Genomic DNA, 14,221 nt, shown 5'->3' with positions numbered 1-14,221 from the left:
CCTCTACCGAGAGGTAACCAGGGCGCTTACCTGCTCGACAAAGGTAGTAAAGGTATTCGATGCTCGTACCCCCGGATGGTTGCCGAATGCGCAAAACGGGCAGAACGGTGTGGCGTGCGTCACGTGAAGCTGTGAATCCGCGTAGAGAGTTGCGGTGACACGGCCCGGATCGTCACCGTTTCGGCGGTCTCGAAGGCTGGGTACTTGCGCGATCCGCCCCGCCCGTGTGGACTACGGCCAATGCTTCGCGCACGCGCGTGGCTGATTCCCCAGGGGGCGACCCCACCCGAACATGATCAGGAGGCAACCCGTGAGCGCGACCGCGGACCACGCGGAGGAGCGGACGAACCCTGCCGCAAGGCTGGGGTTCCAGCCCGAGCAGGTGGTCCAGGAGATCGGCTACGACGACGATGTCGACCAGGAGCTCCGCGAGTCCATCGAGGAAGTCGTAGGCAGTGAGCTCGTCGACGAGGACTACGACGACGTGGCCGATGCCGTCGTGCTGTGGTTCCGAGACGACGACGGCGACCTGACGGATGTGCTGGTGGACGCCACCACGTACATCGAGGAAGGTGGCTCGATCCTGCTGCTGACGCCCAAGACCGGGCGCGACGGCTATGTGGAGCCCAGCGACATTTCGGAGGCCGCGACGACTGCGGGGTTGTCCGCGTCGAAGAGTGTCAGCGTGGGCAAGGACTGGAGCGGCAGCCGGCTCGTGACGCCGAAGGCCGCCAAGTCCGGCAAGAGGTGACGTGACGCTGCCGCTTTGGCTCGGCAGGCTCGCCTGAGAGCTCGGTGGGTTCTGTGCGACGGCGACCGCAGGTTCGTCGTGGCTTGTCGCGCAGTTCCCCGCGCCCCTGGAGGGGCCCCTTCGGGGCCGCCTCCAGGGGTTTCCTGTCTGCTGCGTAGGCTGGGCCACCCGAACAGTCCATGAAGGGACTCAGGTAGATCATGGCGATCCAGGTCGGTGACAAGGCGCCCGACTTCGAGCTCAAGGACAACCACGGCGCCACGGTGCGGCTCTCGGACTTCCGGGGCGAGAAGAACGTGGTGGTGCTCTTCTACCCGTTCGCGTTCACCGGCGTCTGCACGGGCGAGCTGTGCGAGCTGCGGGACAACCTGCCGAAGTTCGTCAACGACGACGTGCAGCTGCTGGCCGTGTCGAACGACTCCATCCACACGCTGCGGGTCTTCGCCGAGCAGGAGGGGCTGGAGTACCCGCTGCTGTCGGACTTCTGGCCGCACGGCGAGGTCTCCCGGGCGTACGGCGTGTTCGACGCGGACAAGGGCTGCGCGGTGCGCGGCACGTTCATCGTCGACAAGGAGGGCATCGTCCGCTGGACGGTCGTCAACGCCCTGCCCGACGCGCGCGACCTGAACGAGTACCTCACGGCCCTCGACACCCTGTGATTCTTCGGTTCCACACCCTGCGGGGAACGGGAACCCGTCACTAGGATCGACACGTTGATCCGACACCAACGCAACGCAGGGGCCTCCCGCCCCTGAAACCAAACGGAGGACCTCGTGGGAGTCAGCCTCAGCAAGGGCGGCAACGTATCGCTGACCAAGGAGGCGCCGGGCCTGACCGCGGTCATCATCGGGCTGGGGTGGGACATCCGCACCACGACCGGCACCGACTTCGACCTGGACGCCAGTGCCCTGCTGCTGGACGCGTCGGGCAAGGTCAGCAGTGACGCCAACTTCATCTTCTTCAACAACCTGAAGAGCCCCGACGGCTCGGTCGAGCACACCGGCGACAACCTCACCGGTGAGGGCGAGGGCGACGACGAGCAGATCAAGGTCAACCTCGCGACCGTCCCGGCCGAGATCGAGAAGATCGTCTTCCCGGTCTCGATCTACGACGCCGAGAACCGTCAGCAGTCCTTCGGCCAGGTCCGCAACGCCTTCATCCGCGTCGTGAACCAGGCGGGCGAGGCGGAGATCGCCCGCTACGACCTCTCCGAGGACGCCTCCACCGAGACCGCCATGGTCTTCGGTGAGCTCTACCGGCACGGCGCCGAGTGGAAGTTCCGCGCCATCGGCCAGGGCTACGCCTCGGGTCTGCGCGGTATCGCCCAGGACTTCGGTGTGAACGTCTGAGTCACGGGGGAAGACCCCCGTGCGCCACAGACTCACCACGTCCGGCGCCGCGGTCGACACCGACCGCGGCGCCGGACGCGCTCGTACGACGAGGGCCGGCCGGCCCGCGCGTACGGAACAACTGAACAGTTGAGCAACTGAAGCTCGAAAATCGGGGAGGACCAGCACCATGGGCGTCACACTCGCCAAGGGAGGCAATGTCTCCCTCTCCAAGGCCGCGCCGAATCTCACTCAAGTTCTGGTCGGGCTCGGCTGGGACGTCCGGACCACCACCGGAGCCCCTTTCGACCTCGACGCCAGCGCGCTGCTGTGCCAGGGCGGCCGGGTGCTGGGGGACGAGTGGTTCGTCTTCTACAACAACCTCAAGAGCCCGGACGGCTCGGTCGAGCACACCGGCGACAACCTCACCGGTGAGGGCGACGGCGACGACGAGTCGCTGATCATCGACCTCTCCCGCGTGCCGGCCACCGTCGACAAGATCGTCTTCCCGGTCTCCATCCATGACGCCGAGAATCGCGGCCAGGCCTTCGGGCAGGTCAGCAACGCCTTCATCCGTGTGGTCAACCAGGCCGACGGCCAGGAACTCGCCCGCTACGACCTCTCCGAGGACGCCTCCACCGAGACCGCGATGATCTTCGGCGAGGTCTACCGCTACGGCGGGGAATGGAAGTTCCGCGCGGTGGGACAGGGGTACGCGTCCGGCCTGCGGGGCATCGCGCTCGACTTCGGGGTGAACGTCTCGTAGCGCTATATGCGCAAAAGCCGGGGCCGTGTGGGGTGCGTGGGGTACCCGACTAGACTTCGGGTTCAAAGTTTCGCAAAGCCGCGCGCGGCGCGGGGGAACCCCGTACACACACGATTGGGTAGCCAGTGGTTCTGAAAACCTTCGGCTGGTCGTTCGCGGTCACCGCGCTCGGCTTGGTCGCAGCGGTTCTCTACGACGGATGGACGGCTCTCGGGCTCGTCGCGATCCTCTGCGTCCTGGAGATCTCGCTGTCGTTCGACAACGCGGTGGTCAACGCCGGCATCGTCAAGAAGATGAATGCCTTCTGGCAGAAGATCTTCCTCACCATCGGCATCCTGATCGCCGTCTTCGGCATGCGGCTGATCTTCCCCGTCGTCATCGTCGCCATCAGCGCCAAGCTCGGGCCGATCGAGGCCGTCGACCTGGCGCTGACCGACAAGGACCAGTACCAGCAGTACGTGACCGACGCGCACCCGTCGATCGCGGCCTTCGGCGGTATGTTCCTGCTGATGATCTTCCTGGACTTCATCTTCGAGGACCGGGACATCAAGTGGCTGGGCTGGCTGGAGCGCCCGCTGTCCAAGCTCGGCAAGATCGACATGCTGTCGGCCTGCATCGCGATGATCGTCCTGCTGATCACCTCGATGACCTTCGCGACCCACGCCCACCAGCACGGCGGCACCCATGCCGACAAGGCGCAGACGGTCCTGATCTCCGGCCTCGCGGGCCTCATCACCTACCTGATCGTCGGTGGTCTCTCCGGCTACTTCGAGAACAAGCTGGAGGAGGACGAGGAGCGCGAGCACGAGGAGGAGGAAGAGGCGGCCCGCACCGGCAAGCCGCGTTCGGCCGTCGCCCTCGCCGGCAAGGCCGCGTTCTTCATGTTCCTCTACCTGGAGGTCCTGGACGCGTCCTTCTCCTTCGACGGCGTGATCGGTGCCTTCGCCATCACCAACGACATCGTCCTGATGGCGCTGGGCCTCGGTGTCGGCGCGATGTACGTCCGGTCGCTGACCGTGTACCTGGTCCGCCAGGGCACCCTCGACGACTACGTCTACCTGGAGCACGGCGCGCACTACGCGATCGGCGCGCTCGCCGCGATCCTCCTCGTCACCATCCAGTACGAGATCAACGAGTTCATCACCGGTTCCGTCGGTGTCATCCTGATCGCCTGGTCCTTCTGGTCCTCCGTCCGCCGCAACAGGGCGCTGGCGGCCGCGGAGGGAAAAGCTGACTCCGACGACAAGGCGGAGGTCTCCTCCGGGGTGTGACCACCCGCGGGGTGAGGGCAGGCTCTGAGCGGGGCGGCCGACGAGGATGCGTCCTCGTCGGCCGCCCCGCTGGTGGTTGACGCGACGACACGGCAGGTGTGGGGCGGGCATGAGTTTTCTGGACAACCTGTGGCGGGGGCGGGCCTCGGAGTTCGACGCGGGCAACGCGGCCACCAACGCGATCGAGCTGACCAAGCGGCACCAGAAGGTGTCCCTCTCCAAGCAGAACGCGGCGGCCGGACATCTGCGCGTCAACCTGTCCTGGCGGATGCGGACCTCAGACATCGGCGCTCCCAAGCGGCAGAGCGTGCTGCGGCACCCCTTCAAGGCCCTCAGGCCGGAGGAGGTGCAGGCGCACAGCCAGAGCATGGTGAACGTCGACCTCGACCTCGGCTGCCTCTACGAGCTGGCCGATGGCACCAAGGGGGTCGTCCAGCCGCTGGGCGGCTTCCTCGGCGACATCAACGAGGCGCCGTACATGCGGCTCAGCGGGGACGACCGGTTCGGCTCCGGGTCCGGCGAGACGATGTACATCAACCTGGACCACCGGGACCAGTTCAAGCGGATGCTGGTCTTCGTCTACATCTACGACCAGACGCCGGCCTTCGACCGCACGCACGCGATCGTGACGCTGTACCCGAGCAACGGGCCCCGGATCGAGATAGGCCTGGACGAGCGGCATCCGCAGGCCCGGTCGTGCGCCGTGGTGATGATCGAGAACGTCAAGGGCGAGATCACCGTGCGCCGGGAGGTGAAGTTCGTCTACGGCTTCCAGGCCGAGCTCGACCGGTTGTACGGGTGGGGGTTGCAGTGGGGCCGGGGCTACAAGACCAAGACCGAGCGCTGACGCCCGTCCCGGCACCCCCGTGCCCGGACGGGCCGCCGCTCAGCGGCCGATGAACTGCGGGCCCTGCGGGGGCAGACGGAAGTTGGGGTCCAGGGCAGCCGCCGTGGGCTGCGGGTAGCCGTACGCCGGGCCGTTGGTGGTGGCGGGGGTCGGCTGCGGGTGCGGGTAGCCGTAGGCCGGCTGCTGCGGCGGGGCCGCCGGGGGGTAGCCGTACCCGGGCTGCGCCGGGACGCCCGTCGGGGGCTGCTCGGGGGGCAGGGGGGCCGAGATCTCCGGGGCCGGGGTCTGGGTCGTGGCGGTCTCGTCCGCCGCCGCGGGCGCCGCCTCCGACTCGTCCACCGAGATGCCGAAGTCCACGGCGAGGCCCTGGAGGCCGTTGGTGTAGCCCTCGCCCAGCGCGCGGAACTTCCAGCCGCCGCCCCGGCGGTAGAGCTCGCCGCAGATCAGGGCGGTCTCGTCGCCGGTCTCCGGCTTGATGTCGAAATACGCCAGGGGTTCGGCGTCGGCGACGGTGGCGTCGTACAGCAGGATGCGCAGGGACCGTACGCGGCCGAAGGAGACGGGTTCCCCGGAGGCGTCGTCGGCGGAGGCCACGAGGAGAATCTGGCCGACGGCGGACTCGACACCGCGCAGATCGGTCTGGATGGTGTCGGTGAGGCCGTCGGCCACACGCTTTTTGCCGAGTCGCCAGACCTTGCCCGACGGGTGGCGTGGCTGGTTGTAGAAGACGAAGTCCTCGTCGGACCGTACGCGGCCGTCGGGGCCGAGGAGCAGCGCCGAGGCGTCGACGTCCGGGGCGTCCTGCCCCGGCGCCCAGCGCAGCACGGCGCGGACCGCCGTGGCTTCCACGGGGACGTTCGACCCCTTCAGCATCGCGTGCGTCATGCGGTCATCCTGCCCTCTCGGTCCTGATCACGACAACGCGGGGGCGGCGAACCGCCGGTGAAATCGTTCAGCGCCCGTCATGGCCGGGTTACCAGAACTTCACGCTCCCCGGGAACTGATGTCACACATTTGTACGTACTATTACCGGCCACGATCGTGACCGGAAGCCGAGCAACCACGGGGGAACCACATGCGTCATTTCGGGCACATCGCCCCTGAGGAGCGCCGACGTCTCTTCTACCGGGAGCCGGGTGCCTTCGACGCCGACTCCCCGGCCCGGGTGCTCGCCGCAGCGCTCGGTGCCACGCTCTACAGCCCCGCGACCCGGGAGCGGCTCGCCGACGACATCGTCAAGCAGGCCGGGCGCGGTGTGGTCTCCATGGTCCTGTGCCTGGAGGACTCCATCGACGACGCGGAGGTCGCGAGCGCCGAGGAGAACCTCGTCCGGCAGTTCACCGACCTCGCCGGCCGGCCGGACGTCGAGCTTCCGCTGCTCTTCATCCGGGTCCGCTTCCCCGAGCAGATACCCGACCTGGTCAGCCGGTTCGGCCCGGCCGTACGGCTGCTGTCCGGTTTCGTGTTCCCCAAGTTCACCGAGGAACGGGGCGTGGCCTTCCTGGAGGCGCTCACCGCCGCCGAGGCCTCGAGCGGGCGGCGGCTGTTCGGGATGCCGGTGCTCGAATCGCCCGAGCTGATGTACAGGGAGACGCGCGTAGAGGCGCTCCAGGGCATCGCCCACACCGTCGACAAGTACCGCGACCGGGTTCTCGCGCTGCGCCTCGGCGTCACCGACTTCTGCTCCTCCTACGCGCTGCGCCGGGCGCCCGACATGACCGCGTACGACGTCCAGATCGTCGCCTCCGTGATCGCGGACGTGGTGAACGTGCTGGGGCGCGCCGACGGCACCGGGTTCACGGTGACCGGGCCGGTGTGGGAGTACTTCCGGGTGCAGGAGCGCATGTTCAAGCCACAGCTGCGCTCCAGCCCCTTCCTGGCGAACCGGGCCGTGGAGCTGCGCGAGTCGCTGATCGAGCACGCGCTGGACGGTCTGCTGCGCGAGATCTCCCTCGACCACGCCAACGGTCTGCTGGGCAAGACCTGCATCCATCCCTCGCACGTCCTGCCGGTGCACGCGCTGTCCGTGGTCAGCCACGAGGAGTTCGGCGACGCCCAGGACATCGTGCGGCCCGACCGGCACGGGGGCGGGGTCCTGCGCTCGGCCTCCCGCAACAAGATGAACGAGGTCAAGCCGCACCGCGCCTGGGCGGAAAGGGTTCTGCAGCGGGCCGAGGTGTTCGGTGTCGCCAACGAGGACATCGGATTCGTGGACCTGTTGGCCGCCGGTTTGCCCGACTGACCCTCCATGGGCCGCGGGCCGGCCCGACCGACCATCCACTCGCCGTACCGACAAAGGAATCGATGATCAACACAGCGAACGACACGAGCGGGGCGCCCGGCGCGGTCTGGTCCGGGGCCTGGGTCCGTGAGCGGCTCGGGGTGGAACTGGTCGGGGACGAGGAGCTGACCGGGCTGCTCGGGCTCGCGCTGCGGCGCAACCCCAAGCGGGCCCATCTGCTGGTGTCGAACGTCCTCGGCAAGCATGTGCCGCAGTCCCCGGCCGTCGTGTACGGGCACGGGTTCGCGCTGGGCCGCCGGGTGCGGGAGCTGCTGGGGGAGGACGGGGCGCGGGCCGCGGTCGTCCTCGGGTACGCCGAGACGGCCACCGGGCTCGGGCACTCGGTCGCGGACGGGGTGGGAGAGGCGCCCTACCTGCACTCCACCCGGCGCCCCGTCGAGGGCGTCGCCCCGGCCGGGGGTTTCGAGGAGTCCCACTCCCACGCGACCTCGCACCTGCTGCTGCCGGAGGACCCCGAGCTGCTCGCGGGGCCCGGGCCGCTGGTCCTCGTCGACGACGAGTTCTCCACCGGCAACACGGTCCTCAACACCATCCGCGCGCTGCACGAGCGGTATCCGCGCGAGCGGTACGTCGTCGTGGCGCTGGTCGACATGCGCTCCGCCGCCGACCAGGGACGGCTGGCCGCGTTCGCCCGGGAGATCAGGGCGCGGGTCGACCTGGTGACGGCGGCGAAGGGCACCGTGCGGCTGCCGGAGGGGGTCCTGGAGAAGGGCCAGGCGCTCGTGGCGGAACACGAGGGGGGTGCGGGGGGTGCGCCGGGGCGTGCGGCCGGTACCACGAGTACCGAGGTCACGCGGGTCGAGCTGGGGTGGCCCGCCGGAGTGCCCGACGGGGGGCGGCACGGCTTCACTCCCGCGCATCGCGCCCGGCTGGAGCGCGCGCTGCCCGCCATGGCCGCCCGCCTCGCCGGGGCCCTGCCGCCGGGGGCCCGCCGGGTGCTCGTGCTCGGCTTCGAGGAGCTGATGTACGCCCCGCTGGCGCTCGCGCGGGAGCTGGAGAAGGCGGTCGCCGGGGACGGGCTGGAGATACGGTTCTCCACCACGACCCGGTCGCCCGTCCTCGCCGTCGACGACCCCGGTTACGCGATACGCAGCCGTATCGTCTTCCCCGCCCACGACGACCCGGCGGACGGCCCGGGGGAGCGCTACGCCTACAACGTGGCCGGCGCCGGCTTCGACGCCGTCGTCGCGGTCGTGGACTCGGTCGCGGACACGGCGGAGCTGCACGCCGAGGACGGTCTGCCGGCCACCCTCGCCGCCCACACCCCCGCCGTGCTGCTCGCCGTCGTGCCGTCGTACGTCCCGGCGCCACCGCCCCCGGACCACCCCGAAAGGTCATCCATGCTTCCCGAGCCCCTTCGCGGCCCCGACTTCTCCTCCTACGCGGCCGACGAGGTGGGGTGGCTGCTCCAGGACCTGTCGGACGTGACGCTGGAGGCGCCCACCGAGGAGCGGGAGGAGGCCATCCAGAGCGGGGGCGCGCACTACGCGGAGTCCCTGCCGGTCGAGTACCAGCCGAGCGAGCAGTACCAGGCCCTCTTCCACAGCGCCCTCGACGCGTCCGCCGAGCGCATCGCCGCCGCCGTGGGCGTGGTGACCGAGACCGTGCTGGCCGAGCGGTCGGCGCGGCCCGTCCTCGTGTCGCTGGCCCGGGCCGGTACCCCCGTGGGCGTGCTGATGCGGCGGTGGGCACGGCACCGGCACGGGATCGACGTACCGCACTACGCCGTGTCCATCGTGCGGGGCCGCGGCATCGACGCCAACGCGCTGCGCTGGCTCGCCGCCCATCACGACCCCGCCGACGTCGTGTTCGTCGACGGCTGGACCGGCAAGGGCGCGATCACCCGGGAACTCGCCGCCGCGATCGAGGAGTTCGAGGCGTCCGACGGGATCACCGGCTTCGACCCGGAGATCGCCGTGCTCGCCGACCCGGGCTCGTGCGTGCGGACGTACGGCACGCGGGAGGACTTCCTGATTCCCTCCGCCTGCCTCAACTCCACCGTCTCCGGGCTGATCTCGCGGACCGTGCTGCGCGCGGACCTCGTCGGGCCCGACGACTTCCACGGGGCCAAGTTCTACCGGGAGCTGGCCGGCGTCGACGTGTCGGTGGCCTTCCTGGACGCGATAGCCGCACGGTTCGCGGAGGTCGTGGACGCGGTCGACGTCCGCACCAAGGAACTGCTCGCCGCCGACCGCACCCCCACCTGGGAGGGCTGGGCGGCCGTCGAGCGGATCAGCGAGGAGTACGGGATCCACGACGTGAACCTGGTCAAGCCCGGTGTCGGCGAGACCACTCGGGTGCTGCTGCGCCGGGTACCGTGGAAGATCCTCGCGCGGGCCGGGGCGGGCGCGGACCTCGACCACGTACGTCTGCTCGCCGAACAGAGAGGGGTACCGGTGGAAGAGGTGGCCGAACTGCCGTACACATGCGTGGGGTTGATCCACCCGAAGTTCACGCGGGGCGCCACCGGCGCCGACGGCAAGGCGGTGACGGTCTGATGCCGGGTCCTCGGGTTCTCGTCGCGAGCGATCTCGACCGCACGCTCATCTACTCGTCCGCCGCGCTCGCGCTGACCATGCCGGACGCGCGGGCGCCGCGGCTGCTCACCGTCGAGGTGCACGAGAGCAGACCGCTGTCGTACATGACGGAGACGGCGGCGCAGCTGCTCGCCGAGTTGGGCGACACGGCGGTGTTCGTGCCCACCACGACCCGGACGCGCAAGCAGTACCAGCGGATCAATCTGCCGGGCCCGCCCCCGGCGTACGCGATCTGCGCCAACGGCGGGCACCTGCTGGTGGACGGTGTCACGGACGTCGCCTGGCACGAGCGGGTGACGGCCCGGCTCGCCGAGGAGTGCGCGCCGCTCGCTGAGGTGCGGGAGCATCTGGAGGCCACGGCGGACCCCCTGTGGGTGCGCAAGCACCGGGTCGCGGAGGAGCTGTTCGTCTATCTCGTCGTCGAGCGTGAGCTGCTCCCCGAGGAGTGGGTGAAGGACCTCGCGGTGTGGGCCGAGAACCGCGGGTGGACGGTCTCCTTGCAGGGGCGCAAGATCTACGCTGTGCCGAAGCCGCTCACCAAGTCGGCGGCGATGCGGGAGGTCGCGCGGCGGACCGGGGTGGAGCTGAGCCTGGCCGCGGGCGACTCTCTGCTCGACGCGGATCTGTTGCTGGCGGCGGATCGGGCCTGGCGGCCGGGGCATGGGGAGTTGGCGGAGGCGGGGTTCCTGGGGCCGGGGGTGACTGCGCTGCCCGAGCGGGGGGTGTTGGCCGGGGAGCGGATTCTTCGGGAGTTCTTGCGGGCGTCGCGGGAACGCTGACCTGCCGGGGACTGTGCCGGTCAGGGGGTGGGGGTGCGGTGCGTTTCGGGCTGCGGGTTCGTCGTGGCTTGTCGCGCCCGCGCGGCGGAGCCGCATATGTCAGCGCCCCGCGCCCCTTTGGAGCTGGACCTCCTCAGGAAGCGGACCAGGATGAAGGCCAGGAGCGCCAGGGCCGCGCCTGTCAGGACGATCTTCGAGTACGTCGAGACGATCGCGGTGACCTCCGTCCAGTTGGCGCCCAGGAAGTAGCCGGCCAGGACGAAGGCCGTGTTCCAGAGGGCGCTGCCCAGGGTGGTGAGGAGGGTGAAGACGGGCAGGGGCATGCGTTCCACGCCGGCCGGGACCGAGATGAGGCTGCGGAAAACGGGGATCATGCGGCCGAAGAAGATCGCCTTGGTGCCGTGCTTGAGGAACCAGGCCTCCGTCTTCTCGATGTCCGAGACCTTGACCAGGGGCAGCTTCGCGGCGATGGCGACCGTGCGGTCGCGGCCGAGGAGGGCGCCGACGCCGTAGAGGGCGAGGGCGCCGACGACCGAGCCCGCGGTGGTCCACAGCAGGGCGGCGAAGAGGTTCATCTGGCCGGTGCTCGCGGCGAAGCCGGCGAGGGGGAGGATGACCTCGCTGGGGATCGGCGGGAAGAGGTTCTCCAGCGCTACGGCGATGCCCGCGCCCGGCGCCCCCAGCAGATCCATCAGACCGATGATCCACAGGGGCGCGCCGCTCATGGACTCCGCTTGCATGGCTGTCATGGGCGCACGCTAGGCGAACGAAGCTGAAGGCAGCCTGAACGGTCGGGCGTCGGAGTCCGTTGATCGAAGTGTGTTGATCAACCGCAGCAGCCGCCACCGCAGCACCCGCCACCACCGCCGCCCGCCCGGGGCGCAGGGGCGGATGCGGCGGCCGTACCTCCGACGGCTACCGTCGACAGAAGTTTGACCGTGTCGGAGTGACCCCCGGGGCAGTCCGCGGGGGCGGAGGACTCGGCCATGGGACGGCTCAGTTCGAAGGTGTCGCCGCAGGTCCGGCAGCGGTATTCGTAGCGAGGCATGGGGTCAGGCTAACCGGCGTCCGGGGGGCGGCAAGAGCGCCGCGTTTTGCCTGGTCGGTCACACTGGCCAAATTTTCACGCTCCTGACAGAAGCAGTTGTGAAAGTGACTGATAATTTGTGGTCGCTGTGTGGAGACCGGAAGGTCGGGGGAACAGGGGGCTCACTGTCGCGGGTGTGGCGGCAGTGACCATCCGCGCGGCGATGCCAAGTGGGGAGGGGGGACAGTAATGACCGCTGTCCTTTGTCGATCGGGAGACACGTGTCCCGGTCGCATAGTCGCCGTGCGCGGGCGAAAGGTTGCCGCGCACCGCCGAATCGTTGCTGCGCATCGCTCGGGCCGTCCGTGCCGGGGAGCCCGCCGTGGGTAGCCGGGGGAAGGGGAAGGGGCAGGGGGAGGGGATGCCCGAGGAGTCCGACCTCACCATGCAGCTGAAGCTCCCGCCGGCCCCGGCGGACGAGACCATGCAGCTGCGGGTGCTGGAGCCGGGCACGTTCGACCTCCCGCAGGAGCAGCCGGCATCAGGGAAGCGCGGCAGACGCAAGGCGCCCAGGCCGTCCGTTCTGGCCAGGTTCACCGCCGTCGCCGGCGCGCGACTGGCCCCGTTCGCCCCCTTCGCCCGCCGTATGCGCCCGCAGTACCCCCGTCCGGGCCGCGCCGACTGGCGCCGCTGGGTGCCGTCCTGGCGGCAGTCGCTGGGGGCCGCGGGGCTCGCCGTGGGCGTCAGCGGCATGTTCCTGTCCGTGGCGTACGCCGCCACGGACATCCCGGAGGACCTCAACACCTTCGCCACCCAGCAGGACAACGTGTACTTCTGGTCCGACGGCTCCCCCATGGCCCGGACCGGCTGGGTGCGGCGCCAGGCGATGCCCCTGAAGGACGTCCCCGAGGACGTGCGCTGGGCGGTCCTCGCGGCGGAGAACGCGAGCTTCTACTCCGACCCCGGCATCTCCGTGAGCGGCATCACCCGCGCGCTGGTGCGCACCGTCGGCGAGGGGGACACCCAGGGCGGCTCGACCATCACCCAGCAGTACGTCAAGAACGTCTATCTGACCCAGGACCGCTCGCTCGGCCGCAAGTTCGACGAGGCGCTGCTCGCCCTCAAGCTCGACAACCAGATGAGCAAGGACGAGATCCTGGAGGGCTACCTCAACACCAGCTGGTTCGGCCGTGGCACCTACGGCATCCAGCGGGCCTCCCAGGCGTACTACGGCAAGGACGTCAGCGAACTGAACGTCAGCGAGGCCGCCGTCCTCGCCTCCCTCCTCAAGGGCGCGGGCCTCTACGACCCCACCCTGAGCAAGGCCAACCGGGAGCGGGCGGTCGAGCGCTGGGAGTGGATCCTGGACCGGATGGTCGACATCGGGAAGCTGTCCAAGGCCGAGCGCGCCACGTACACGAAGTTCCCCGAGCCGATCGAACAGGCGAACCAGTACGACACCGGCAAGCAGAGCGACTACCTGGTGCAGCTCGCCTCCCAGTACGCGAAGAAGGCGGCGAACCTCACCGACCAGGAGTTCGACCGGGGCGGCTACCAGATCTACACGACGTTCGACAAGGACCGGCAGGACGAGCTGACCGACGCCGTCACCGCGGCGCGCAAGGACGTGCGGAAGGACCACCCGAAGAAGGCGAGGACCGCGCACATCGGGGCCTCCTCCGTCGGCGCCGACGGGCGGATCCTCGCCGTCTACGGCGGCCCCGACCACCGCAGACAGGGCTTCAACGAGTCGAACGCGACCACCGTCCCGGCCGGCTCGGCCTTCCTGCCCTTCGTCTACGCGGCCGGGCTGGAACACGGTGTCGTCAAGGAACGGGGCGGCGAGGCGACACCTGTCACCCCGCAGACGGTGTACGACGGGAACGACGCCGTACCCGTGACCACCCCCGAGGGGCCCTACTGGGACCGGGACGGCGACCGGGTCTTCGCCCACAACGACGACAAGAAGTCCTGGGGCCCGATCACCCTGCACGACGCGCTCGCCCGCTCGGTGAACACCCCGTTCATGCAGCTCGGCATGGACACCGGCCTGGCCAAGGTGCGCGGCACCGCCGAGGCGGCCGGACTGCTCCGCTCCAGCTTCGGCGCACAGGTGCCGGCGCTCTCCGTGGGCAGCGCCACGCCCAGCGCGATCCGGATGGCCAGCGGCTACAGCACCTTCGCCGCCCTCGGCAAGCACACCGAGCCGTACTCCGTGCGGAAGGTGACCCACAACGGGTCCAAGGTCCCCCTGGACACCCCGAAGCCGCAGCGCGCGATGAGCGGAAAGGTGGCCGCCGAGGTCACCTCCGCGCTCACCGACGCCTACCGCAACGCCCACCCCACCTCGCCCGGTGCCGCCTCCTACGAGGTGGCCGCCAAGGGCGGGACCACCCAGGACGACAAGGCCGCCTGGTACGTCGGAACGGCCGACGACGTGTCGACCGCCGTCGTCGTCTACCGCATCGACCTGGCCAAGAGCCTGGAGCCGCTGCCGCTCGACGGGATCGCCGGAACACCCCATGCCGGGGTCCCCTACGACATCTGGTCCAGTGCGATGAGGATCGGCTGACCACCGATGAGCACCCGCACCCGCCACCCTCGCAGAATGAG

At 69.7% G+C, this 14,221-nt stretch carries 13 protein-coding genes; 10 read left to right on the top strand and 3 right to left on the bottom strand.

What is annotated here, in order from left to right:
• The first annotated feature begins 310 nt into the window (after positions 1–310).
• The 6 genes from L3078_RS14055 (at position 311) to L3078_RS14030 (ending at position 4,963) form a co-directional block, all read left to right on the top strand.
• Positions 311–751, top strand: a complete 441-nt coding sequence (locus L3078_RS14055) for a DUF3052 domain-containing protein (protein WP_033527287.1) — start codon at positions 311–313, stop codon at positions 749–751.
• A gap of 200 nt (positions 752–951) precedes the next feature.
• On the top strand, positions 952–1,410 hold the full coding sequence (locus tag L3078_RS14050; protein ID WP_239753919.1) for a peroxiredoxin: 459 nt from the start codon (positions 952–954) through the stop codon (positions 1,408–1,410).
• 114 nt (positions 1,411–1,524) lie between these two features.
• Positions 1,525–2,100, top strand: coding sequence for a calcium homeostasis/redox stress adaptation protein (locus L3078_RS14045; RefSeq protein ID WP_005478762.1), 576 nt, complete (start codon positions 1,525–1,527; stop codon positions 2,098–2,100).
• A 169-nt stretch (positions 2,101–2,269) separates the two neighbouring features.
• Positions 2,270–2,845 (top strand): TerD family protein, encoded by a 576-nt coding sequence (locus L3078_RS14040; protein WP_033527290.1) that lies wholly within the window; start codon positions 2,270–2,272, stop codon positions 2,843–2,845.
• Positions 2,846–2,970: 125 nt separating this feature from the next.
• Positions 2,971–4,116, top strand: a complete 1,146-nt coding sequence (locus tag L3078_RS14035; protein ID WP_239753918.1) for a DUF475 domain-containing protein — start codon at positions 2,971–2,973, stop codon at positions 4,114–4,116.
• A gap of 109 nt (positions 4,117–4,225) precedes the next feature.
• Positions 4,226–4,963 carry a TerD family protein gene (locus L3078_RS14030; protein WP_239753917.1) on the top strand — a complete coding sequence of 246 codons (738 nt, stop codon included), beginning with the start codon at positions 4,226–4,228 and terminating at the stop codon, positions 4,961–4,963.
• 39 nt (positions 4,964–5,002) lie between these two features.
• On the opposite strand, the gene L3078_RS14025 is transcribed toward L3078_RS14030, so the two are convergent.
• Positions 5,003–5,848, bottom strand: a complete 846-nt coding sequence (locus L3078_RS14025) for a TerD family protein (RefSeq protein WP_239753916.1) — start codon at positions 5,846–5,848, stop codon at positions 5,003–5,005.
• Positions 5,849–6,038: 190 nt separating this feature from the next.
• On the opposite strand from L3078_RS14025, the gene L3078_RS14020 reads away from it, so the two are divergent.
• The 3 genes from L3078_RS14020 (at position 6,039) to L3078_RS14010 (ending at position 10,581) form a co-directional block, all read left to right on the top strand.
• A complete protein-coding gene (locus tag L3078_RS14020; protein ID WP_239753915.1) occupies positions 6,039–7,205 on the top strand; it encodes an HpcH/HpaI aldolase/citrate lyase family protein in 1,167 nt (388 codons plus the stop codon).
• A 62-nt stretch (positions 7,206–7,267) separates the two neighbouring features.
• Positions 7,268–9,763, top strand: a complete 2,496-nt coding sequence (locus L3078_RS14015; protein WP_239753913.1) for a phosphoribosyltransferase — start codon at positions 7,268–7,270, stop codon at positions 9,761–9,763.
• The gene (locus L3078_RS14010) at positions 9,763–10,581 is read left to right on the top strand and encodes an HAD family hydrolase (protein ID WP_239753910.1); all 819 of its coding nucleotides are present in this window, start codon (positions 9,763–9,765) and stop codon (positions 10,579–10,581) included. The genes L3078_RS14015 and L3078_RS14010 overlap by 1 nt, the downstream gene beginning before the upstream one ends.
• 20 nt (positions 10,582–10,601) lie before the next feature.
• Here the strand turns inward: L3078_RS14010 and L3078_RS14005 are convergent, their stop codons facing one another.
• On the bottom strand, positions 10,602–11,321 hold the full coding sequence (locus tag L3078_RS14005; protein ID WP_420864166.1) for a DedA family protein: 720 nt from the start codon (positions 11,319–11,321) through the stop codon (positions 10,602–10,604).
• Positions 11,322–11,407: 86 nt separating this feature from the next.
• On the bottom strand, positions 11,408–11,629 hold the full coding sequence (locus L3078_RS14000) for an FmdB family zinc ribbon protein (protein ID WP_045557940.1): 222 nt from the start codon (positions 11,627–11,629) through the stop codon (positions 11,408–11,410).
• A gap of 424 nt (positions 11,630–12,053) precedes the next feature.
• On the opposite strand from L3078_RS14000, the gene L3078_RS13995 reads away from it, so the two are divergent.
• Positions 12,054–14,180, top strand: coding sequence for a transglycosylase domain-containing protein (locus L3078_RS13995; RefSeq protein ID WP_392313564.1), 2,127 nt, complete (start codon positions 12,054–12,056; stop codon positions 14,178–14,180).
• The last annotated feature ends 41 nt before the right edge of the window (positions 14,181–14,221 follow it).

The organism is Streptomyces deccanensis (assembly GCF_022385335.1).
Taxonomy (GTDB): Bacteria; Actinomycetota; Actinomycetes; order Streptomycetales; family Streptomycetaceae; genus Streptomyces; species Streptomyces deccanensis.
This window is presented reverse-complemented; position numbering and strand designations above follow the sequence as displayed.

Bases quoted from the DNA above. Each gene is read 5' to 3' on its own strand.
- L3078_RS14005 (WP_420864166.1), bottom strand. From the start codon at position 11,321: ATGCAAGCGGAGTCCATGAGCGGCGCGCCCCTGTGGATCATCGGTCTG.
- L3078_RS13995 (WP_392313564.1), top strand. From the start codon at position 12,054: ATGCAGCTGAAGCTCCCGCCGGCCCCGGCGGACGAGACCATGCAGCTG.
- L3078_RS14015 (WP_239753913.1), top strand. From the start codon at position 7,268: ATGATCAACACAGCGAACGACACGAGCGGGGCGCCCGGCGCGGTCTGG.
- L3078_RS14000 (WP_045557940.1), bottom strand. From the start codon at position 11,629: ATGCCTCGCTACGAATACCGCTGCCGGACCTGCGGCGACACCTTCGAA.
- L3078_RS14050 (WP_239753919.1), top strand. From the start codon at position 952: ATGGCGATCCAGGTCGGTGACAAGGCGCCCGACTTCGAGCTCAAGGAC.
- L3078_RS14020 (WP_239753915.1), top strand. From the start codon at position 6,039: ATGCGTCATTTCGGGCACATCGCCCCTGAGGAGCGCCGACGTCTCTTC.
- L3078_RS14030 (WP_239753917.1), top strand. From the start codon at position 4,226: ATGAGTTTTCTGGACAACCTGTGGCGGGGGCGGGCCTCGGAGTTCGAC.
- L3078_RS14025 (WP_239753916.1), bottom strand. From the start codon at position 5,848: ATGACGCACGCGATGCTGAAGGGGTCGAACGTCCCCGTGGAAGCCACG.
- L3078_RS14040 (WP_033527290.1), top strand. From the start codon at position 2,270: ATGGGCGTCACACTCGCCAAGGGAGGCAATGTCTCCCTCTCCAAGGCC.
- L3078_RS14010 (WP_239753910.1), top strand. From the start codon at position 9,763: ATGCCGGGTCCTCGGGTTCTCGTCGCGAGCGATCTCGACCGCACGCTC.